Raw genomic sequence first — 21,153 nt, 5'->3', positions numbered from 1 at the left:
CACGCCCGTCCGTGGACGCCCGCGCTGCGCGCGGCCTGCAGATCAATCACGGGACGGGCAACTCACAGATCAACAACTTCGCGCAGCCGTCACTGGAGGACGATCTTCGAAACCTGAGCGTGCGCGACATCGAGAGCGCGTTCGGCGAGTTCTGCAAGCGGGATCACGACAGACAGGTCTATCTGTTGTCGGAGTACCCGAGATCGGAAGAGCTCGTCAATCTCATATGCGCGCGGAACGGTCACGACAAATGTGCGGGCCTCCTCTACGGGATGGCGGCCGATCGCGTGATGCAGCGGCTCGGGCAACTCGAGAGCGCGCACCGGACCGAGGTGCTGAAACGGCTGGCTTTCCGGCTGGCGACGGACCCCGAGAGGGCCCCCGCACGCCTCAGGGAATACGCCGCGGAGAATCGTGGCCGGACCGCCCATCTGTTGTACTCCATCACGCGACTACACGACGTCCCCGAGCGAGCCCGCACCTTCATCGCCGTCAGCCTGCTTCCCGGCCCGGAATTCGTCCTGGAACTGCCGGACGACAGTGCCACGGTCCTGCTGAAGTCGTTTCTGTTCCGCTACGGCCCCGCATCCGCCGACGGAGACAGACGGCTCATCCCGAGTTTGACCCGGGAGGGCCCGCTGTTACTCGAGCAGTTGGTGGCGCTGAACGCGGAACGCGTGACCGAACTTCTGATGCCGCTCGACGCCAGCATGATCGCGGCATGCGTCAGGCACGTCCGGATGAGGTTCGCCCGGCGAATCCTGCAGGCGGCGTCGCTCGATTTCGCGGACAGATACAGGGAGATACTCGAGAAGCTGCCCCGGCCCATGACGTCGGCCCTGCTCGGGGAGATGACGGCGACGGCGAGATCCAGGGCTGGAGCACTCGCCGGCTGGACGACGGGCTGGCCCTGGATCGACGCCTGCCTGACGTCACTCACCTATGCGGCCCCGGTTCTGCGCCGTCTCGTCCAGCGGGGCGACCTGCGTCTTCCCGCCGCGGCGGTCCGGCAGGAGATTCGCGAGATCTGGCGGGCGGCGGCCTCCCATGTCGTCAGGGACGGCCGGTACTACCGCAGGCAGCGGAACCATCTCGCCATATCGACGGTCGTACTTCTCACGGCTCTGGTGGCCGCGATCGTCCTGCGATGAACCGCCTTTGGCACTCCGGTCGTCAGCCCGCCGGATAAGCCCGTACCAGGGGCAGGAAGAGCTCGTCCACGATCGACTGGATGCGCGGGGGCTTCGGTGGTCCGAGGTCCATGAGCATGTCGTGTCGCACGAGTTCGAAGGGCAGAGCGAGCACCGCAGCGGGTATCCGGTCGAGATCGATCTCGCCACGGTCGTGCGCGCGCTGGTAAATGGTCCGCCGGTGCGGGAGCAACTGATCGCCCATGACGTGCTCGCGGATCTGCGAGGGGCTCATACCGGTGTCGGCGAGCAGCCCCGAGAACGCGGCGGCCGCGGCGATGGCGAAAAACCCTGCGAGGGCTTCGCCCAGGGCAGCCAACTGTGCGAGCAGGTCGCTCCGGAGTGCACCGGTGTCGGGGACGGCGACTGGGTTGGCGTTCCGGTAGTGATCCAGCGCGGCGAGCACGAGCTGGTCTTTGTTCGCCCAGCGGCGGTAGAGCACAGGCTCGCTGGTGTGAGCGCGAGCGGCGACCGACCCCATGGTGAGACGAGCGTATCCGACCTCGACAAGCTCGTCCCATCCTGCCGCGAGGATCGCGGACTCGAGCTGCTTGCCGTGCCGGCGACGCCGGGCGGGCTCGGACGTGTCAGTGGCCACCACCCAACGATAGAAAGGCTTGCCTTTCTCCACAACCATCCCTACCGTGAGATAGAAAGAGATTCCTTTCTTGCGTGAGGATGCGGTGGCCGAGCCGATGACGACGAACCCGCGAGTGCAGGACACGCCGACGGTGCTGATAGTCGGGGCCGGCCCGACGGGGCTGACCCTGGCGTGCGAGCTCGCCCGCAGTGGGGTCCCCTTCCGCCTCATAGACGCCGCCCCGGGGCCGCGGCCCGGCTCGCGCGGCAAGGGCGTCCAGCCGCGCTCTCTCGAGGTGTTCGAGGACCTCGGGATCGTCGACCGCGTGCTCGCAAACGGGTGGATGGCGATGCCCATGCACGCGACCGCGCCCGACGGCCGGGTGACGCGCGGCGGCGCCGTACCGAAATCGCTGACGAACCGTCCCGACATCCCGTACGCGGCGAGCCTGATCACGCCTCAATGGCGGGTCGAGGAAGCGCTTCGGGTGCGGCTGTCGGAGCTCGGCGGCGCGGTCGAGTTCGGGACGGTGCTGGTCGGTTTCGACCAGTCGGATGACGTCGTGACCGCGGAGGTCGTCGCGGGCGGCATGGCCGAGACCGTCAGGACACGGTGGCTGGTCGGCTGCGACGGCGGCCACAGCGTCGTCCGCAAACAGGCCGGCATCCCGTTCGTCGGCGAGACGCTTGAGGACGTGCGAATGATCGTCGCCGATCTCCCGGTCGACGGCCTTGATCGCGACGCCTGGCACGCATGGCAGCATCCGGAAGGCCTCCTCAGCCTCTGCCCGCTGCCCTCGACCGGCCTGTTCCAATATGCGGCCGGCATCGCGCCCGGTCAGGATCCCGGGCTCGGCCTCGCGCACCTGCGGGCGATCCTGGAGCGGCGTACTGGTCGCACCGACATCCGCCTCCACGAACCCCAGTGGTCGTCGCTCTGGCGCGCCAACATCCGTCTCGCCGACCGCTATCGCGAAGGGAACGTGTTCCTCGCCGGCGACGCGGCGCACGTTCATTCGCCTGCAGGCGGACAAGGCATGAACACCGGCATCCAGGACGCGCACAACCTCGGTTGGAAGCTCGCCGCGGTCGCGAACGACGGCGCTGCGTTCGAACTGCTCGACAGTTACGAAGCCGAGCGCCGGCCTGTCGCAACCCACGTGCTCGCCCTCTCGAACGCACGCCTCAAGCAGGCGCTCGAGATCCAGGCCGCCCCGACCCGCCGCGACGCGAGCACGATCCAACTCGACGTGGGATACCGCGGCTCCGCCCTCGCACGCGACGACCGCGACGACGCGGCGGCGCTCCGCGCCGGCGACCGCGCCCCCGACGCGACGAAGCTGGCGACGGTCGAGGGCGAACGCCGCCTGTTCGACCTGACCCGCGGCGGACGATTCACCCTGCTGGCCTTCGGGCCCGCGACCCCGGCCGAAGTCGCTCAGCATGGCCTGAGGACCCTCCACGTGGTCGGGCACCCGACCGGACCCGACGATATCGCCGACACCGAAGGCCATCTCGCGGCCGCCTACGACGCGTCCGACCGCACCCTGGTGCTGATCCGCCCCGACGGCCACGTCGGGCTGATCTCCGACGCCGGCGACGTCCGGGCGGTGACGGGCTACCTCGCCGCGATCGGCCGACCCTCTCAGCCGATCTTCGACTTTCGTTCGGCAAGTGTGCCCTGAGTACGTCCCTTCCGGGTTCCCGTGCCACCTCTCGACCGCGGGAGAGCTGCTCACTCTTCTCGCGGCTGGAGGGCTCGGCGCAGCAGGGCGCCGGTCAGGAGGCGGAGGGCGAAGGGCAGGTCGTCGACGAGGTAGCGGCGGGCGAGCCGCTGGGGTTCGCCGAGCAGGCGGTAAAGCCATTCCAGCCCGTGGTTGCCCATCCACGCGGGCGCGCGGCGCACCGATCCGGCGGCGAACGCGATGGCCGCGCCGCACCCCACGAACCAGGCGCCCGGCAACTCGCTCCGGAGCGCCGCGATGAGCCGGTCCTGCCGGGGGAACCCGAGCCCGGCGAAGACCAGGGAGGGCCGCGCGGCGACGAGCCGCGCCCGCACCTCCGCCATCGCCGCCGCGCTGGTCTCGAACCCGTACGGCGGGGCGTGGACGCCCGCCACGACCAGGCCCGGATACCGCCCACATAGCGCGTCACGCGCCGCCTCGGCGACTCCCGGCGGCCCTCCGATGAGATAGACGGGCAGACCGCGATCCGCTGCCGCCGCGGTCAGCGACCAGATCAGATCGGCTCCGGTGACGCGTTCCGGCAGCGGGCGGCCGAGCAACCGCGACGCCCAGACCAGCGGCATGCCGTCGGCCACGGCGAGGTCGGCCGCATCGATCAGCGCGCGCAGCGAGGGGTCGCGGGTGGCGGCGCGGCAGATGTCCACGTTGGGCGTGACGACGTGACCGCCCGCGCCGCGCTCCAGCGCGTCCATGACATGCGCCACCACCTGCGCCTCGGGGAGCGGGTCGAGCCGCACTCCCGCCACTTCGACCCGGCCGGCCCGAGGCATCTCGGCCCGCGCCCGTGCGCCCTCCTCCGCTCGCCTCCCGCCCGGGAGGTCCCGGGAGCGGTCGGAGCCCCCGGAGGCGTTTCCGGAACGGAAGGGGGGTGTCCTCGACGGGAACGGCGGACGGGCCAGCACGGGCTCTGTCATCAGATGCCGTGGCCGCGGCGGTGGAGGGCGTGCAGCACGGCACGCGGGCTGACCAGCCCTCCGGCGACCGCCAGCGCCATCGCCGCGCGCGGCTCGCCCGGCCGCGCGGAGAAGGCGCGCAGCGACCAGCGGGCGGCCTCGCGACGCCGGCCGAGGGCGGCGTGGCAGAAGGCGAGCTGCCCGTAGACGCGCGCCGCGCCTCGTGGCTCGGCGGCCAGCCCGGGATGCCGCGCGAGCATCCACTCCAGGCCCGCGATCCGGTCGGCCCACCGCCCCGCGTAGTGCGAGGAGCCCCAGCGCACCCGCACGAGCGGCCGGTCGACGTGGACGATCGGATGCCGCCAGGCGGCCCGCAGCGCGAGATCCCAGTCCTCGTTCTGACCGCCCGGGGCGCTCTCGTCCACCCAGGTCCAGCCCCGGCGGAACAGGAACGTCGAGGAGTGCACCATCATCATGCGCGAACGGGTGAGGTGCCGGTGGGTGACCCTGCCCGTGCCGGCCAGCCGCGGCACCCGGCGGTCGCCGTACTCGACCTCGACGGCGCAGCTCGCGAAACCCGCGGCGGGCTCCTCCGCCAGCGCGGCGACCTGGGCGGCCAGCTTGCCGGGCAGCCAGAGGTCGTCGTCGTCGCAGAAGGCGACCAGCTCCGTGCCGAGTGCGGAGATCCCCGTGTTGCGCGCGCCCGGCAGGCCGCGAGCGCTCCGGTTGCCCAGCACGCGGACGCTCCGGGCCGCTCCGGCGTCATCCGGGCCGGCCCCCGAATGAGCCCCCGAATGAGCCCCCGAATGAGCCCCGGCGTCGGCCGCCGACACCTGCCGGGCGACGAGGAAGGCGGGGACGCCGTCGGCCACGACCACCACCTCGACCCGGCCGGCGTAGTCCTGGGCGAGCACCCCGGTCAGCGCGGCCAGGAGCGGGCCGGGCCGGTCGCCGCGGGTGGGGATGACGACGCCGACGGACGGCCTCAACGTCCGGCTCCCCGTCGGTAGGCGAGACCGTAACCGTAGAAGAGGAGAAGTGGAAGGGTGAGCGCGGTGACGAGCCACCGCTGGGGGCGCGGCAGGGGCGCCGGACGGTTCCGTATCTCGACCGGGCCCACGGAGAAGCGCATCGGGTTGCCGGAGACGGTGTGCGCGACGCCGAGCAGCGCCTCGCGGTCGTCCAGGAAGGCGAGGCCGTCGTCCGGGAGGCCGAGCCGCGCGGCCAGGCGTGCCAGGGTCGCGCGGGGGTCGCGCGCCAGGTCCTCGTGACGCACCCGGACGACCTGCACGCCCTTGCGGCGCAGCACCTCGAAGGCGAGGTTCTGGGCCAGCCAGTGGACGGCGGTGCGCGCGGGCGTCCAGCGGGTCATCGGCCGCCCGTCCTCGGGCCTGCGCACCCTGCGCCGCCACGACGCGGCCACCGCGCGGGGGTCGCGCACCACCTGCACGACCCGCAGCTCCATGATCGCGGCCAGGCAGTACGCCAGGGAGGCGTGCTTGCTGGAGTCGACGACGACCCGGGCGTCGGCGATCTCGGCCGCCGCCGTGTAGATGCGGGAGTACGACCGGACGTACTCAGCCAGCTCGGCCTCGCGGCTCGCGAGCCCGATGGCGAGGACGGGCAGGCGGCGGGTCCGGTCGACGCGGGCGCGCAGGCCGGGCAGCCAGCCCGCCTGGCTCTGCCGCCACTGCCCGAACGCGCGGGTGCCCACCTTCGTCCAGAACGGGCACTGGGAGAACCGCTGCCCGCAGCCGCAGGGCTCGTCGGCGCGTACGCCGCGGTCCCACAGGTGGACGACCTCGCCGAGCGGCGCCACGCCGGGCACCTCGCCGAGGAGACGTTCGAGCAGGGTGCTGCCGCTGCGTCCCAGGCCGCCCACGAAGATCACTGGCTGTGTGTCGGCCACGTGTCCTCCATGGATGGATGCGAAACGTGACGACCCTAGCGCGGAGGGTGATCGGACGACTGCCGATCAGGCAAAGGATCTACGAGCCCCCGTCGGCAGCGGAACGCGGACGGCGGGGGCGGGTGAAGCCGGCGACGCCGCCACGTGAGCCGTCCGCACTCCCAGCGGGAAGACCGCCTCAGGAGGAGCGCAGTTCGACGCAGCACTCCCCCGGCCGCGGCACCAGGACGGCCCGCACCCTGGAGGCCTCCAGTCCGGTGAGCATGCCGTCGAGGAAGGCGTGGTTGACCCCGCAGACCAGGTCGGGGGCGCGCGCCGCCAGCGGATGGAACGGGCAGTTGCGCAGCCGTACGCAGGTGGGGGACTCACGGCCGGGCTCGAAGCCGTGCCGCGCGAGCAGGCCTTCGAGCAGGGTGAGGGCGCGTTCCGCGCCGAGGCGGCCGGGCTTGGCCCGGGCGCGTTCCGCAGCGCCGATCTCCGCGCCGCGCCGGCCCGCGACCCGGACCGCCGCCTGGCGGGCGCTCTCCCCTTCGCCCTCCGCGAGAACGGCGTCCATGAGGATGTCGGCCAGCACCTCGTGGCGGCGCTCGGGGATGGTGACGCGGATGTCGGTCTCGGTGGGTTCGTAGACCTTCGGGGTGCGGCCGACCTTGCGGATGCCGCCGACGGCCTCGTAGCGGGCGCGCAGCAGGCCGGCGTCGACCAGTTTGTCCAGATGGAAGGCGGCCAGCTTGCGGGAGATCCCGACCGAGGCGGCGGCCTCGTCCCGGGTCACCGGGCGGCGCATCCTGCGGATGTAGGCGTACATGCCCTGCCGCAGCGCGTCGTCCAGCGCGGCCACCGCACTGATCGCGGGATCCGTCGTCACCCCGCCACGATAACGCCTGCCGCCACGGTCGAAAACCATAACCCCCCGATGTACGCGAACATCTTGACCGCCCGCTCGAATAAGACCAACATTCATTGGCGTAATACGTCACACGCGGAGGTCCCGATGACCGGTGGGCTGCACGAGGCGAAACAACCGGTGAGCGCGATGCTGGCCGGGCCGTACGGCCATCCGTTCCACCCGATGCTGGTCGCCCTGCCCATCGGGGCATGGGTGGCGAGCATGGTCTTCGACCTGGTGTCCCGGTTCGCTGCCGATCCGGGGTTCCTGGCCGAGGGCTCGAAATGGCTGATCGCCATCGGCGTGCTCGGCGCGCTGGCCGCGGCGATGGCCGGGTTCCTCGACCTGTTCGCCATCCCGGCGGGCACCCCGGCGTTCCGCACGGGTCTGCTCCACATGGGGCTGAACCTCGTGATCACCGCCGCGTACGCCGCCGGCTTCCTGTGGCGTCAGGCGGGCACATCGGTCGGCACGGCCGGCACAGGGACCGGCACAGCGACCGGCGGCCCGGTCGCGCTCGGCCCGCTGCTGCTCTCGGCGGGCAGCCTGGCGCTGCTCGTGGTCTCCGGCTATCTGGGCGGCAAGCTCGCCTATCGCTACGGCGTACGGGTGGCCGACGAGGTCACCCAGGCCGACGGTTTCCGGCGCTGACCTTCATTCCACCTACAGGAGGAGAACTCGTCATGGGTATCGCGGCACTGGTCACGTGGCTGCTCACCGCGGTGGGCGGCTTCGTGATGCTGGGCACCTGGATCGCCAGAGGCGGCCGGCGCACCAGCCGCTTCTCACCGGGGCTGATCTTCGGCCACTTCGCGCTGGCCGCCGCCGGGCTGGTGGTGTGGATCGTCTACCTGTTCGCCGGCCTCGCCGCCCTGGCGTGGGTCGCGCTGGTCCTGCTGGTTCCGGTCGCGCTGCTGGGCTTCGCGATGTTCGCCCGGTGGATCCCCGCCTACCGCGCCCGTACGGCGGTGGCCGGCGGGCCCGGCGCCACCGGCACGGCGGGACCGCCCGAGCGGCACTTCCCGGTCGTGATCGTGGCCGGCCACGGGCTGCTGGCGGTGGCCACCGTCGTGCTGGTGCTGCTGACCGCGCTCGGCGTGAGCGGCGGCTGAGATGCGTACCGGTAGTGCCCTGAGGGTGATCGCCGAGCCGCGCGACGGTGTGGACCTGGCCGCCGCCGAGCGCGCGGCCGGCCAGTTCCTTGAGGCGCTGGGCATCTCGACGGACTCCGAGAGCCTGCGGGAGACTCCGGCGCGGATGGTGAAGGCGTATGCCGAGCTGTTCACGCCACGCCCGTTCGACCTCACCACCTTCCCCAACGAGGAGTGCTACGACGAACTCGTGCTGGCCCGGGCGATCCCGGTCCGCTCGGTCTGCGAACATCACCTGCTGCCCTTCGCCGGAGTCGCCCATGTCGGCTATCTCCCCGGCGACCGCATCCTCGGGCTGTCCAAGCTGGCCCGCGTCGTCGAGCACTTCGCCCGCCGGCCGCAGGTGCAGGAACGGCTCACGAAACAGGTGGCCGACTGGCTCGCCGACCGGTTGCGACCCGCGGGGGTCGGCGTCGTGATCGAGGCCGAGCACACCTGCATGACCCTGCGAGGGGTACGGGCCGTCGGCTCGACCACCGTCACCTCGACCCTGCTGGGCATCCTGCGGGAGGACGCCCGATCCCGTCAGGAGTTCTTCGCCCTCACCGGCACCCGTGCCTGAAAAGGAGACCATCGCCGTGACACAGCAGAGGTTCGTGATCGTCGGAGCCGGCCTGGCCGGAGCCAAGGCCGCCGAGGCCCTGCGCGAGCAGGGATTCGACGGGCGCATCACGCTGATCGGCGCCGAGCCGCACCGGCCCTATGAACGGCCCCCGCTGTCCAAGGGCTGCCTGACGGGCTCGACCGACCGTGCCGGCGTCTTCGTCCATCAGGACGGCTGGTACGCCGAGCACGACGTCGAGGTGCTGCTCGGCGTGGCCGCGACCGGCCTCGACCGCGGCGCCCACCGCGTCGAACTGGCCGACGGCGGCGCGATCGAGTACGACAAGCTGCTGCTGGCCACCGGGGCCCGCCCGCGAAGGCCGCCGATCCCCGGCGCGCGGGCGCCGCACGTGCGCTACCTGCGCCGGATCGAGGACTGCGAGTCGCTCAGGGACGTCCTCGGGAGCGTGTCCCGGATGGCGGTGATCGGGGCCGGCTGGATCGGGCTGGAGGTCACCGCGGCCGCCCGGCGGGCCGGCGTCGCGGTCACGGTGCTGGAGGCGGCGCGGCTGCCGTTGCTGCGCGTGCTCGGGCCCGAGGCCGCCCAGGTCTTCGCCGGCCTGCACCGTGACCACGGCGTCGACCTCCGGCTGGGGGTCACCGTCAGCGAGATCACGCCCTCGGGCGTACGTCTGGGGGATGGCGGCGAGATCGCCGCCGACGCCGTCCTCGTCGGCGTCGGCGCCGAACCCGAGGTGGAGCTCGCCCTGCGCGCCGGGCTGCACGTGGACAACGGCGTCGTGGTGGACGCGACCCTGCGGACCGGTGACCCGGACATCGTCGCCGCCGGGGACGTCGCCAATGCCTACCATCCTCTGCTGGGCAGGCACGTACGGGTCGAACACTGGGCCAACGCGCTCAAACAGCCCGCCGTCGCCGCCGCCGCCATGCTGGGCCGGGACGCGGTCTACGAGGAGCTGCCCTACTTCTACACCGACCAGTACGACCTCGGCATGGAGTACGTCGGCCACGTCGAGCCGGGCGGCTACGACCAGGTGGTCTTCCGGGGCGACGTCGCCGCCCGGAAGTTCATCGCGTTCTGGCTCAAGGGCGATCGCGTCCTGGCCGGCATGAACGTCAACGTCTGGGACGTCGTCGAGCCGATCAAGAGGCTGATACGCGCAGGGACGCCCGTCACGTCCCACGCGCTGGCCGACCCCGACCGGCCGCTGGAGATCCTCGCCGCTTCGTAGCGCGGCCTGACCTGCGGGAGGTCCCGAGAGGCGAGCACCGGATCACCGTCCCGTGCCTCGCCCCCGCGGGTCCTCCCGGACTCCCGGCAAGCGCCGGTCAGCGCGCGTCGACGATCATCCCGGCGCCGACGGTGCCGTTGGTGGCCTCGTCGATCAGGATGAAGCCGCCGGTCAGGCGGTTGCGGGCGTAGTCGTCCACGAACAGCGGCTGGGTCGTCCGCAGCGACACCCGGCCGATCTCGTTCAGGCCGAGTGAGCTGGCCGACTCGTCGCGGTGCAGGGTGTTGACGTCGAGCCGGTAGTGCAGGTCGCGCACGAGGGCCCGGGCCGTACGGGTGGTGTGCTTGATGATCAGCTTGGAGCGGGGCTGGAGCTTCAGGCCGTCGGCCATCCAGCAGACCATGGCGTCGATCTCCTGAGCGGCCTGCGGCTGGTTGTTCGGCCGGCAGATCATGTCGCCCCGGGAGATGTCGATGTCGTCGCCCAGGCGCAGCGTGACCGACATCGGCGCGAACGCCTCCTCCACCGGCCCGTCGAACGTGTCGATCGCGGTGATCGTCGTGGTCAGGCCGGAGGGCAGGTGCAGCACCTCGTCGCCGGGCTTGAGCACGCCGCCCGCGACCTGCCCGGCGTAGCCCCGGTAGTCGTGCAGCTCCTGGTCGGTCGCGTTGTGCGGGCGGATGACGTACTGCACCGGGAAGCGCACGTCGACCAGGTTGCGGTCGGAGGCGATGTGCACGTTCTCCAGGTGGTGCAGCAGCGACGAGCCCTCGTACCACGGCATGTTCTCCGACCGGGACACGACGTTGTCGCCGTGCAGGGCCGAGATCGGGATGAACGTCAGGTCCGAGGCGTTGAGCTTGCTCGCGAACGAGGTGAACTCCTCGCGGATCTCCTCGAACCGGGCCTCGGAGTAGTCGACGAGGTCCATCTTGTTGACCGCGAGCACGAGGTGCGGCACCCGCAGCAGCGTGGTCAGGAAGGCGTGCCGCCGCGACTGCTCCAGCACGCCCTTGCGCGCGTCGATCAGGATGATCGCCAGGTCGGCGGTGGAGGCGCCGGTGACCATGTTCCGGGTGTACTGGATGTGCCCCGGGGTGTCGGCGATGATGAACTTCCGCTTGGGCGTGGCGAAGTAGCGGTACGCCACGTCGATCGTGATGCCCTGCTCGCGCTCGGCCCGCAGGCCGTCGGTCAGCAGCGACAGGTCGGTGTATTCCGTGCCCCGGTCGCGGGAGGTGCGCTCCACCGCCTCGAGCTGGTCCTCGAAGATCGCCTTGGAGTCGAACAGCAGCCGCCCGATCAGCGTCGACTTGCCGTCGTCGACGCTGCCCGCCGTCGCGAAACGAAGGATGTCCATCAGAAGTAGCCTTCCTTCTTGCGATCTTCCATGGCGGCCTCGGAGGCCCGGTCGTCGGCGCGGGTGGCGCCGCGCTCGGTGATCCGGGTGGCGGCGATCTCGTCGATGATCTGCTCCACCGTCGTGGCGGTGGAGGCGACGGCCCCGGTGCAGGTCATGTCGCCGACGGTGCGGTAGCGGACGACCGCGTCGAACGCCGGCTCGTCGTCGCCCCGCTGGACCACCTCGGCGTCGGCCAGCAGCATGCCGTCGCGTTCGAAGACCCTGCGCGAGTGGGCGAAGTAGATGGACGGAATCTCGATGCCCTCGCGCCGGATGTAGTGCCACACGTCCAGCTCGGTCCAGTTCGACAGGGGGAACACGCGGATGTGCTCACCCCTGCTGATCTTGGTGTTGTAGAGGTTCCACAGCTCGGGGCGCTGGTTCTTCGGGTCCCACTGGCCGAACTCGTCGCGGAAGGAGAACACCCGCTCCTTGGCCCGGGCCTTCTCCTCGTCGCGCCGGGCTCCGCCGAACACCGCGTCGAACTCGTGCTCCTCGATGGCGTCCAGCAGCGTCGTGGTCTGCAGCCGGTTGCGGGAAGCCCGCCGCCCGGTCTGCTCGGTCACGCGACCGGCGTCGATCGACGCCTGGACCGAGGCGACCACCAGCCGAGCGCCGAGCTCGGCGACCCGCCGGTCGCGGAACTCGATCACCTCGGGGAAGTTGTGGCCGGTGTCCACGTGCATCAGGGGGAAGGGGATCGGCGCCGGCCAGAATGCCTTCTCGGCGACCCGCAGCATGACGATCGAGTCCTTGCCGCCGGAGAAGAGCAGACACGGGCGCTCGAACTCGGCCGCGACCTCGCGCATGATGTGGATCGCCTCGGCCTCGAGCACGTCGAGCTGCGACGTGGTGTAGTCACGCTGAAGCATGGGGACTTCCTTCACGGAGTCTGGCGATGCAGGTCACGGATTCCGGCGAGCAACGTTGGCGCCAGATCCGGTAGGGAGACCAGGATATCCGGCAGTGAGGGGTCCCCCTGGTTGTAGGTCAGGGGTGAGCCGTCGATCCTGCTCGCGTGGGCCCCCGCCGCGACCGCCACAGCGACCGGCGCGGCCGAGTCCCACTCGTACTGCCCCCCGGCGTGCACGTACGCCTCGACCTCTCCGGTGAGGACCGCGGCGATCTTGGCACCGGCCGAGCCGATGGGGACGAGCTCCCCGCCGAGGCGGGCGGCCAGCTCACGGACGAACTCGGGCGGCCGGGTGCGGCTGACCGCGATGCGGAACGGCTCGCGCACCTTCTCCGGCAGCTCGGGCGGCGCCGCCGTCGTGAGCGTACGAACCTGCGCGGGCAGCGCGACCGCACCGGCCGTGAGAGATCCGCGTTCCCACAGCGCCACGTGGACGGCCCAGTCGGTGCGGCCCTGCTCGGAGAACTCGCGGGTGCCGTCGAGGGGGTCGACGATCCACACCCGCTCGGCCGACAGCCGCCGGGGGTCCATCCGCTCCTCGCGGGTCGCCTCCTCCGACAACACGGCGTCGTCCGGCCGCAGCCGTGCCAGCGCGTCCATGAGGAATCGGTGCGAGGCCTGGTCACCCGCGTCCTTCAACGCCCGGGCGTCCGCGAACCCGAGACGGGCGCGCAGCTCCACAAGCCGCTCCCCCGCCTCCGTCGCCAGCTGTCCGGCAAGGGAATGGTCGTCCCGTATCGTCATTCCTCAGTACGCTCCCGCTCCGCGCGCCACCGCAGACCACGTCTTCCATAAGATCTGCAGATCCAGCATGAGAGACCAGTTCTCGACATAACGTAGGTCCAACCGTACCGATTCCTCCCACGAGAGGTCAGACCGGCCGTTGACCTGCCAGAGGCCGGTCATCCCCGGCCGCACCACCAGCCTCCTGCGTACGTCGTCGCCGTACCGCGCGACCTCCTCGGGCAGCGGCGGACGCGGCCCGACGAGCGACATGTCGCCCCGCAGCACGTTGATGAGCTGCGGCAGCTCGTCCATCGAGTAACGCCGCAGCGCGGCGCCGAGCGGGGTGACCCGCGGATCCCTGCGCACCTTGAACAGCACGCCCTCGGCGTCGCTGACCAGCTCGACCTTGCGGGCCTCCGCGTCCCGCCGCATGGTGCGGAACTTCAGGATCGTGAACTCGGCGCCGTCCCTGCCGACCCGCCGCTGGCGGAACAGGGCGGGGCCCGGGCTGGTCGCCCGCACGGCCACCGCGACGACGGCCAGCAGCGGGGCCAGCACGACCAGCGCCGCGGCGGCGACCAGCCGGTCGAACACGTCCTTGACCAGCCGGCGTCCGCCCGCCAGCTCGGGATGCTCCACGTGCAGCAGCGGGAGCCCGGCGACGGGCCGGATCGCGGTCCGCGGGCCGGCGACCTCCATCAGCGCGGGCGCCACCACCAGGTCGGTGCGCGTGCGCTCCAGCCGCCACGCCAGCCTGCGCAGCGCCGTGCCGTCCAGCTCGGGGCAGGCGAGCACCGCGACCGTGTCCGCCCGGACCTGCTCCACCACCAGCGGCACGTCGGTGAAGTCGCCCAGCACCGGCACGTCGCCGACCCCGCCGGTGGCGTGGGCGGGCACGCAGGCGGCCACCACCTCCATGCCGTGGTAGCGCTCCCTGCGGAAGGTGCCGACCAGTTCGGCGATCGCCGTCCGGTGGCCCACGGCCACCACCCTGCGCATGCCGCCCTGGCCCCTCGCCCGTCTGCGGTGCAGCCGCCGCCGCAGGCCGTACCGGGCGCCGAGCGTGAGCGCGGTGGCGAGCGGCAGCGCGATCAGCACGTAGCCGCGGGCGATGTCGGTCTTCGACGCGTACGCGATGATCGCGACGCCCGCGACCAGCGTGAAACCCGCCCGCGCGACCCGGCGGAACTCCTCCGCCCCCACGCCGATCAGGCGCGGCTCGTACGCCCGGTTGAGGACCAGGATCACCGCCCAGACGGCGGGCAGCGCGGCGCTCGCCATGACATACGGCGTCACGTACGGAGTAACCTCGCCGAACCGGATCACCACCGCGGTGACCCCCGCCAGAAAGGCCCCCAGGATGTCGCAGACGGCTGCGGTGAGCCGATATCGGACGGCCCACGCGGGCGGCCGGGGCATCGGATGGGCGGGCGAGTCGCGCGACGTGCCGACGGCGAGCGAGGACGTGTCACCGTCCAGCACCATCGCCCCCCGTGATGATTCGGCTACCGATCGTGATGGAATGCTAGCCGCCCGCCCCGGAGTCTCAGGGAGATTTCAGTGAAAGCCGAAACGTACATATCGGTTGATGTCGAGGCGGACGGCCCGATTCCGGGGCCGTACTCGATGGTCAGCTTCGGCATGACCGTGGCCGGCCGGATGACCGGGCGGCGGTTCGAGCGGACCGACCCGGAGGCCCTGACGTTCTACGCGGAGTTACGGCCGATCAGCGACGACTACGTGGCGGAGGCGCTGGCGGTGAGCGGCCTCGACCGGACGGTGCTGCTGCGCGAGGGACGCGACCCGGCCGAGGCGATGACGGCGGCGTCGGCCTGGGTGCGCGAGGTGTGCGACGGCGACCTGCCGGTGCTCGCGGCATTCCCGCTGTCGTACGACTGGATGTGGATGTACTGGTACTTCCTCCGGTTCACCGGGGAGTCGCCCTTCGGCCACTCCCGGTGCATCGACATCAAGACGTTGTACGCCGCCAAGGCCGTGGTGCCGGTGGCCTGGGCGACCAAGCGCCAGATGCCGCGCGAGGTGCGCGCGAAGCGCCCGCACACCCACAACGCGCTCGACGACGCCATCGAGCAGGCGGAACTGCTGCAGAACCTCATGGAGTGGCCGGGCGCCACCCGCGAGCGCGACGCGAGCGACGTCAGCGGGGAGGCTTCGCCGGATTGAGGTCGGCGGCGTGGAAGCGGTTCTGCGTGGTCTCCAGACCGGCGGTCATCAGCGACTCCACCATGTCGGCCGCCCGGTCGACGAGGAACGGCAGGTCCTTGCGCTCGGCCGTGGCGAAGTCGCGCAGCACGAAGGTCGCCGGGTCCATGCGCCCCGGCGGGCGGCCGATGCCGAACCTGATCCGCGGGTAGTCGCGCGTCCCGAGCGACTTCGTGATCGACTTCAGGCCGTTGTGGCCGTTGTCGCCGCCGCCGATCTTCGCGCGCAGCGCGCCGTACGGGATGTCCAGCTCGTCGTGGACCACGATCACCCGGTCGGGGGTGACCTTGTAGAAGTCGGCCAGCGCCTTCACCGGGCCGCCGGACAGGTTCATGAACGACAGCGGCTTGGCCAGCACGACCGGGAGCGCGGCCAGGCGGCCCTCGACCACCTCGGCCCGCGACCTGTGTGCCTTGAACCGCCCGCCCACCCGGGCCGCCAGCTCGTCGAGCACCATGAAGCCCGCGTTGTGCCGGTTTCCGGCGTACTCCGGCCCGGGGTTGCCCAGGCCCGCCACCAGCCACCGCTGCGCGGACGCGTCGGACATCGCTGTCTCCTCCGCTGTCTCCTCACATGGAAGAGCCCTCCACAGGACACCCTGTGGAGGACTCTCTCACGAACGGGTCCTACTCGGCGGCCTCGGCGCTCTCGCCCTCGGCGGCCTCGCCCTCCTCGGGCAGCTCGGCGACCGGGGCGCCGATCACCTGCAGCACCAGGGCCTCGGGGTCGCCGGCCAGCGTGGTGCCCTCCGGCAGCTTCAGGTCGCTCGCGTGCACCGCGAAGCCGGCGTCCTTGCCGTCCACGTCGACCTCGACACCGGTCGGGATGTGGGTCGCCTCGGTCTCGACCGAGATCGTGACGAGCTGCTGCTCGACGATGGCGCTGCCGATCGGGTCACCGGTGACGGTGACCGGGATCTCGACGGTGACCGTCTCGCCGCGCTTGACCAGCAGCAGGTCGACGTGCTCGAGGAAACCCTTGATCGGGTCGCGCTGGACGCCCTTGGGCAGCGCGATCTCGTCCACGCCCTCGCCCCGCAGGCGGATGAGCACGTTCGGCGTGCGCAGCGCGAGCAGCAGGTCATGGCCGGGGAGGGTCAGGTGCTTGGGCTCGGTGCCGTGGCCGTACAGGACAGCGGGGACCTTGTTCGCCCGGCGGATCTTGCGGGCGGCGCCCTTGCCGAACTCGTTGCGAAGCTCGGCGGCGATGAGTACTTCGGACACGGCACATCTCCTAGGGATGACTCGAGTGACGGATTGGCGCGCTCCCCCTCACCCGCCCTAGCGGAAGGCGTTACGAGCGCAACCCTCACAGCCTACCGTGTCTCCCGCGTCGCTCGGCTGGGCGCTCTTACCCGATGTCTTCCCTCGGTGCGTGCTCGCTCGTTCCTCACTCCGCGCGCTCCTCAGTCCAGACACCGGCGCGCCCCCCGGCTCGCTCGTGTCTCCCGCGTCGCTCGGCTGGGCGCTCGCATCCGCCGGGATCGCGCCTGGACGGAGACGCCGTTGGTCAGGCGGAGTCGCGCAGCTCGCGTTCGACAGCGCGCCGACTGGGCGCGCTCGGTGTTCCCGCGTCGCTTGGTGTTCCCGCGTCGCTCGGATCTCCCGCGGTGTTCTGGTGGCCGTTACACTGGCCGCGTGATTCGTACGTCGTGTCTGGGCTGGTGGCGCTCCTCGTAGGAGCGGCCATCTCACACGCGTACGACCGGGCCGTTCGGATGGACGGCCCTTTTTCGTGCTCCCTGGACGAGGGGTCGCCGTCGGGACGGCGGACCAGCCGCCAAGGGAGAGACCACATGAGCACGACCCTCGACATCACCGCGTCCGACGACCTCGGCGTCCCGGCCGCGCGACGGCGCAGCGCCGAACTGGAGAGATCGGTCCGGGAGCGGCCCGGCCGGTTCCGCGCGCTGACCGGCGACCGCCCGACCGGGCGGCTGCACCTGGGGCACTACTTCGGCAGTCTGCACAACCGCGTCCGCCTGCAGAACCTCGGGGTGGACGTGATGGTGCTCGTCGCGGACTACCAGGTCCTGACCGATCGCGACGTCGCCGACCGGCTCGCCGAGCACGTGGAGGACCTGGTGCTCGACTATCTGGCCGTGGGCATCGACCCGGCCCGGGCCACGATCTTCACGCACAGCGCGATACCCGCGCTCAACCAGTTGCTCCTGCCGTTCCTCAGCCTGGTCTCGGTCGCGGAGCTGGGCCGCAACCCCACGGTCAAGGACGAGATCGCGCACTCGCGCCAGTCGGCGGTCAGCGGGCTGATGTTCACCTATCCGGTTCACCAGGCGGCCGACATCCTGTTCTGCAAGGCCGGGCTCGTCCCGGTCGGGCAGGACCAGCTGCCCCACCTGGAGGTGGCCCGCACCGTCGCGCGCCGCTTCAACAACCGCTACGGCACCCCGGACGGGCCGGTGTTCCCCGAGCCGGAGGCGCTGCTGTCCGACGCCCCGCTGCTGCTCGGCACCGACGGAGGCAAGATGAGCAAGAGCCGGGGCAACGCCATCGCCCTGGCCGCCGGCGCCGACGAGACCGCCAGGCTGATCCGCGGCGCGAAGACCGACGGGGACCGCCACATCGCGTACGACCCCGTCGCCCGGCCCGAGGTATCCAGCCTGGTCCTGCTGGCCGCGCTGTGCCTCGGCCGGGACCCGCACGAGGTGGCCGGCGAGATCGGGGGCAGGGGAGCCGCCGCGTTGAAGGCCGTCGTCACCGACGCGGTCAACGACTACTTCGCGCCCATCCGGGCGCGGCGCGCCGAGCTGGCGCGGGACCGCGCCCACATCCGCGGCGTGCTACGCGACGGCAACGAACGCGCCGCCGCCATCGCCGAGGCCACCCTCGTGGAAGTGCGTGCGGCGATGAAAGCCCTCTACTACTGACTACCGGCGCCCCCGGGCCCCCGGCCGGCATTGCCGGGGGCCCGGGGCGCGGTTCAGCTGTCGCCTTCGAAGAGGCTGGTGACGGAGCCGTCGGTGAAGACCTCGGTGATGGCCCTGGCGATCAGCGGGGCGATCGACAGGACCGTGAGGCTGTCGAACCTCTTCTCCTCCGGGATGGGCAGCGTGTTGGTCACGACCACCTCGGAGATGCGGGAGTTCTTCAGCCGGTCCACGGCCGGGTCGGAGAAGATGGCGTGCGTGGCGGCGACGATGACGTCGGTCGCGCCGTGCTCGTACAGCGCGTCGGCCGCCTTGCAGATCGAGCCGCCCGTGTCGATCATGTCGTCGATCAGCACACAGGTCCTGCCGCGCACCTTGCCGACCACCTCGTGCACCTTCACCTGGTTGGCCACGTCGAGGTCACGCCGCTTGTGGATGAACGCCACCGGCGTGCCCAGGCTGTCGGACCAGCGCTCGGCCAGCCGTACGCGGCCGGTGTCGGGAGAGACGATCGTGGTGGTCGCCGGGTCGAGCTTGCCGCGCAGATAGTTGATCAGGACCGGCAGGGCGAACAGGTGGTCCACCGGGCCGTCGAAGAAGCCCTGGATCTGCGAGGTGTGCAGGTCGATGGACATCATCCGGTCGGCGCCCGCCTGCTTGAACAGGTCGGCCATCAGCCTGGCGGTGATCGGCTCGCGGCCGCGGCCCTTCTTGTCCTGGCGGCTGTAGCCGTAGAACGGCATGATCACGGTGACCCGCTTGGCGGAGGCCCGCTTGAGGGCGTCCACCATGATCAGCTGTTCCATGATCCACTGGTTGATCGGCGCGGTGTGGCTCTGCATGACGAAGGCGTCGCAGCCGCGCACGGACTCCAGGTAGCGCACGTAGATCTCGCCGTTGGCGAAGTCACGCAGCGCGGTCGGCGTGATCTCGACGCCGAGGGCGTTCGCCACCTCCTCGGCCAGCTCGGGGTGGGACCTGCCGGAGAAGAACATCAGGTTCCGCTCGCCGGTCGTCTTCTTGCCGCTCATGCCGCGCTCCTCGCGTGTCGAGCCTGTTCGCCGTACCGGGCGTGGTGAGGCCGAGCCGGCCATGGCGCCGTTCCCTCGCTTCGCCCGGGGCTCGCGAACCCCTTCGCCCGGTCGATGTGGTCGGTCACGGTGTCCTCCTGGCCTGGCCCTTCGGCGCTACGCGGTCGGACCGCGCCTCGTACGTGTGTTTCCTGTCCCCGTACGGCCCGCGGGGAAGCGGGCCGCAGGTGGTCCTCATCGCCGGCACTGATCACCGGCACTAGTCATCGGCGGGGTCTCCGCCGTTCGCCGCGGCCGCGTCGCGGGCTTCGGTCGCCCGCAGGGCCGCCTCCGCGGACCGGGTGCCGGCGCGGCGGCGCACCACCCAGCCCTCGATGTTGCGCTGTTTGCCGCGGGCGACCGCCATCGCCCCGGGCGGCACGTCCGACGTGATCACCGATCCGGCGGCCGTGTAGGCGCCGTCCCCGATCGTGACCGGGGCGACGAGCATGTTGTCGCTGCCCACACGCACGTGGTCGCCCACGACCGTGTGGTGCTTGGCGACGCCGTCGTAGTTGACGAAGACACAGGCGGCGCCGATGTTGGAGCCGACCCCGATCGTCGCGTCGCCGACGTACGTCAGATGGGGGACCTTGGAGCCCTCGCCGATCCGCGCGTTCTTGGTCTCGACGAACGCGCCGATCTTGCCGGTGGAGCCCAGCACGGTGCCGGGGCGCAGGTAGGCGAAGGGACCCACGGCGGCGCCGGGGCCGATCTCGGCGCCGTCGGAGACGGTGTTGCGCACGACGGCGTCCTCGCCGACGACCGTGTCGGTGAGCGTGGTGCCCGGCCCGACCTGCGCTCCCGCGCCGATCCGGGTGGCGCCCTTCAGCTGGGTGCCGGGATGGATCACGGCGTCGGGCTCGATCGTGACCCCGGCGTCGACCCACGTGCCGGCCGGGTCGACGACGGTCACCCCGGCGCGCATGTGCGCCTCCAGGATGCGGTCGTTGAGCACGCGCCGGACGAAGGCGAGCTGGACGCGGTCGTTGACGCCCTCGACCTCGGCGTGGTCGGCGGCCACGTGCGCGCCCACCCGGTGGCCGTCCTCGCGGAGGATGGCCAGCACGTCGGTCAGGTACTCCTCGCCCTGGGCGTTGGCGGCGCCGATCCGCTTCAGGCCGTCGGCCAGCAGCGCGCCGTCGAAGGCGTACACGCCCGAGTTCATCTCGGCGATCGCCCGCTGCCCGGGTGTGGCGTCCTTCTCCTCGACGATCTCCAGCACCGCACCGTCCTCGTCGCGCACGATCCGGCCGTAACCGGTCGGGTCGGGGACGACGGCGGTCAGCACCGTGACGGCGTTGCCGTCGGCGGCGTGCCGTTCGAGCAGGGCCGCCAGGGTCTCGGTGCGCAGCAGCGGGGTGTCGCCGTACGTCACCAGGACGGTGCCGTCGATCGGGCCCTCGGCTTCGAGGGCGGTGCGAACGGCGTGGCCCGTGCCGTTCTGCTTGTCCTGGACGACCGTACGGGCGTCCGGCGCGGTCGCCGCCAGATGGGCGCCGACCTGCTCGCGCGCGTGCCCGATGACCACGATCAGCCGCTCCGGGGCGAGGCCGCGCGCGGCGGCGAGCATGTGGTCCACGAGTGAACGGCCACAGACCTCGTGGAGGACCTTGGGGGTTTTCGATTTCATCCTGGTGCCCTCGCCGGCGGCGAGGACGATCACGGCTGCCGGGCGCGGCACACTCACGGACTGAGGCTCCCTCGGCGTCGCGGCTTACACGGGATCGGCTGCGGCTTCCACGCGTCCACTACCCAGGAACCGCACGGTCACCCGCTC

General features: G+C 71.5%; 21 protein-coding genes. 8 read left to right on the top strand and 13 right to left on the bottom strand.

From position 1 onward, the window contains the following. Positions 1 to 11 precede the first annotated feature (11 nt). Complete coding sequence (locus AAH991_RS17375; protein WP_346226878.1) at positions 12 to 1,151, top strand: hypothetical protein; 1,140 nt, start codon at positions 12 to 14, stop codon at positions 1,149 to 1,151. Between the two features lie 22 nt (positions 1,152 to 1,173). Here the strand turns inward: AAH991_RS17375 and AAH991_RS17370 are convergent, their stop codons facing one another. Then, a complete protein-coding gene (locus tag AAH991_RS17370; protein ID WP_346226877.1) occupies positions 1,174 to 1,821 on the bottom strand; it encodes a TetR/AcrR family transcriptional regulator in 648 nt (215 codons plus the stop codon). 37 nt (positions 1,822 to 1,858) lie between these two features. Here AAH991_RS17370 and AAH991_RS17365 point away from each other — a divergent pair, with 37 nt between their 5' ends. Further along, on the top strand, positions 1,859 to 3,454 hold the full coding sequence (locus AAH991_RS17365) for an FAD-dependent oxidoreductase (protein ID WP_346226876.1): 1,596 nt from the start codon (positions 1,859 to 1,861) through the stop codon (positions 3,452 to 3,454). 50 nt (positions 3,455 to 3,504) lie between these two features. Here the strand turns inward: AAH991_RS17365 and AAH991_RS17360 are convergent, their stop codons facing one another. The 4 genes from AAH991_RS17360 to AAH991_RS17345 all read right to left on the bottom strand — a co-directional run bounded on the left by AAH991_RS17360 (position 3,505) and on the right by AAH991_RS17345 (position 7,184). Continuing rightward, positions 3,505 to 4,284 (bottom strand): WecB/TagA/CpsF family glycosyltransferase, encoded by a 780-nt coding sequence (locus AAH991_RS17360; protein ID WP_507185148.1) that lies wholly within the window; start codon positions 4,282 to 4,284, stop codon positions 3,505 to 3,507. 143 nt (positions 4,285 to 4,427) lie between these two features. After that, positions 4,428 to 5,396, bottom strand: a complete 969-nt coding sequence (locus AAH991_RS17355; protein WP_346226874.1) for a glycosyltransferase family 2 protein — start codon at positions 5,394 to 5,396, stop codon at positions 4,428 to 4,430. Next, positions 5,393 to 6,316, bottom strand: a complete 924-nt coding sequence (locus AAH991_RS17350; RefSeq protein WP_346226873.1) for a sulfotransferase family protein — start codon at positions 6,314 to 6,316, stop codon at positions 5,393 to 5,395. Before AAH991_RS17350 ends, AAH991_RS17355 begins: the two co-directional genes overlap by 4 nt. Before the next feature lie 178 nt (positions 6,317 to 6,494). Beyond that, positions 6,495 to 7,184, bottom strand: coding sequence for a helix-turn-helix transcriptional regulator (locus AAH991_RS17345; protein WP_346226872.1), 690 nt, complete (start codon positions 7,182 to 7,184; stop codon positions 6,495 to 6,497). Positions 7,185 to 7,310: 126 nt separating this feature from the next. Here AAH991_RS17345 and AAH991_RS17340 point away from each other — a divergent pair, with 126 nt between their 5' ends. The 4 genes from AAH991_RS17340 to AAH991_RS17325 are packed head-to-tail and all read left to right on the top strand — an operon-like array spanning position 7,311 to position 10,152. Further along, positions 7,311 to 7,856 carry a DUF2231 domain-containing protein gene (locus AAH991_RS17340; protein WP_346226871.1) on the top strand — a complete coding sequence of 182 codons (546 nt, stop codon included), beginning with the start codon at positions 7,311 to 7,313 and terminating at the stop codon, positions 7,854 to 7,856. Between the two features lie 32 nt (positions 7,857 to 7,888). After that, positions 7,889 to 8,317 carry a hypothetical protein gene (locus AAH991_RS17335; protein ID WP_346226870.1) on the top strand — a complete coding sequence of 143 codons (429 nt, stop codon included), beginning with the start codon at positions 7,889 to 7,891 and terminating at the stop codon, positions 8,315 to 8,317. Position 8,318: 1 nt separating this feature from the next. Further along, positions 8,319 to 8,918 carry a GTP cyclohydrolase I FolE gene (folE, locus tag AAH991_RS17330; RefSeq protein ID WP_346226869.1) on the top strand — a complete coding sequence of 200 codons (600 nt, stop codon included), beginning with the start codon at positions 8,319 to 8,321 and terminating at the stop codon, positions 8,916 to 8,918. 16 nt (positions 8,919 to 8,934) lie between these two features. Next, positions 8,935 to 10,152, top strand: a complete 1,218-nt coding sequence (locus AAH991_RS17325; RefSeq protein WP_346226868.1) for an NAD(P)/FAD-dependent oxidoreductase — start codon at positions 8,935 to 8,937, stop codon at positions 10,150 to 10,152. Between the two features lie 97 nt (positions 10,153 to 10,249). On the opposite strand, the gene cysN is transcribed toward AAH991_RS17325, so the two are convergent. The 4 genes from cysN to AAH991_RS17305 are packed head-to-tail and all read right to left on the bottom strand — an operon-like array spanning position 10,250 to position 14,678. Next, positions 10,250 to 11,512, bottom strand: a complete 1,263-nt coding sequence (gene cysN, locus AAH991_RS17320) for a sulfate adenylyltransferase subunit CysN (protein WP_346226867.1) — start codon at positions 11,510 to 11,512, stop codon at positions 10,250 to 10,252. Further along, a complete protein-coding gene (gene cysD / locus AAH991_RS17315) occupies positions 11,512 to 12,426 on the bottom strand; it encodes a sulfate adenylyltransferase subunit CysD (RefSeq protein ID WP_346226866.1) in 915 nt (304 codons plus the stop codon). Before cysD ends, cysN begins: the two co-directional genes overlap by 1 nt. A gap of 11 nt (positions 12,427 to 12,437) precedes the next feature. Next, complete coding sequence (locus AAH991_RS17310) at positions 12,438 to 13,211, bottom strand: 3'(2'),5'-bisphosphate nucleotidase CysQ (RefSeq protein ID WP_346226865.1); 774 nt, start codon at positions 13,209 to 13,211, stop codon at positions 12,438 to 12,440. A gap of 3 nt (positions 13,212 to 13,214) precedes the next feature. Further along, positions 13,215 to 14,678: a sugar transferase gene (locus AAH991_RS17305; RefSeq protein WP_346226864.1), complete on the bottom strand. Its 1,464-nt coding sequence runs from the start codon at positions 14,676 to 14,678 to the stop codon at positions 13,215 to 13,217. Between the two features lie 75 nt (positions 14,679 to 14,753). On the opposite strand from AAH991_RS17305, the gene AAH991_RS17300 reads away from it, so the two are divergent. Beyond that, positions 14,754 to 15,377, top strand: a complete 624-nt coding sequence (locus AAH991_RS17300; RefSeq protein ID WP_346226863.1) for an exonuclease — start codon at positions 14,754 to 14,756, stop codon at positions 15,375 to 15,377. Here AAH991_RS17300 and pth read toward each other — a convergent pair. Further along, complete coding sequence (gene pth / locus AAH991_RS17295) at positions 15,352 to 15,963, bottom strand: aminoacyl-tRNA hydrolase (protein ID WP_346226862.1); 612 nt, start codon at positions 15,961 to 15,963, stop codon at positions 15,352 to 15,354. The two genes, AAH991_RS17300 and pth, sit on opposite strands and share 26 nt — an antisense overlap. Positions 15,964 to 16,042: 79 nt before the next feature. After that, positions 16,043 to 16,639 carry a 50S ribosomal protein L25/general stress protein Ctc gene (locus AAH991_RS17290; protein WP_346226861.1) on the bottom strand — a complete coding sequence of 199 codons (597 nt, stop codon included), beginning with the start codon at positions 16,637 to 16,639 and terminating at the stop codon, positions 16,043 to 16,045. 572 nt (positions 16,640 to 17,211) lie between these two features. Between AAH991_RS17290 and trpS the strand changes: the two genes are divergently transcribed. Continuing rightward, entirely contained in the window at positions 17,212 to 18,303 is a 1,092-nt protein-coding gene (gene trpS / locus AAH991_RS17285; protein WP_346226860.1) for a tryptophan--tRNA ligase, read from the top strand. A 53-nt stretch (positions 18,304 to 18,356) separates the two neighbouring features. Here trpS and AAH991_RS17280 read toward each other — a convergent pair whose 3' ends face one another. Continuing rightward, complete coding sequence (locus AAH991_RS17280; protein ID WP_346226858.1) at positions 18,357 to 19,334, bottom strand: ribose-phosphate diphosphokinase; 978 nt, start codon at positions 19,332 to 19,334, stop codon at positions 18,357 to 18,359. Between the two features lie 259 nt (positions 19,335 to 19,593). Continuing rightward, entirely contained in the window at positions 19,594 to 21,063 is a 1,470-nt protein-coding gene (glmU, locus tag AAH991_RS17275; protein WP_346226857.1) for a bifunctional UDP-N-acetylglucosamine diphosphorylase/glucosamine-1-phosphate N-acetyltransferase GlmU, read from the bottom strand. Between the last annotated feature and the right edge of the window lie 90 nt (positions 21,064 to 21,153).

The sequence above is a fragment of the Microbispora sp. ZYX-F-249 genome, assembly GCF_039649665.1.
Taxonomy (GTDB): Bacteria; Actinomycetota; Actinomycetes; order Streptosporangiales; family Streptosporangiaceae; genus Microbispora; species Microbispora maris.
Note: the sequence above shows the minus strand (reverse complement) of the source record. Positions and strands in the feature narration are given on the sequence as shown.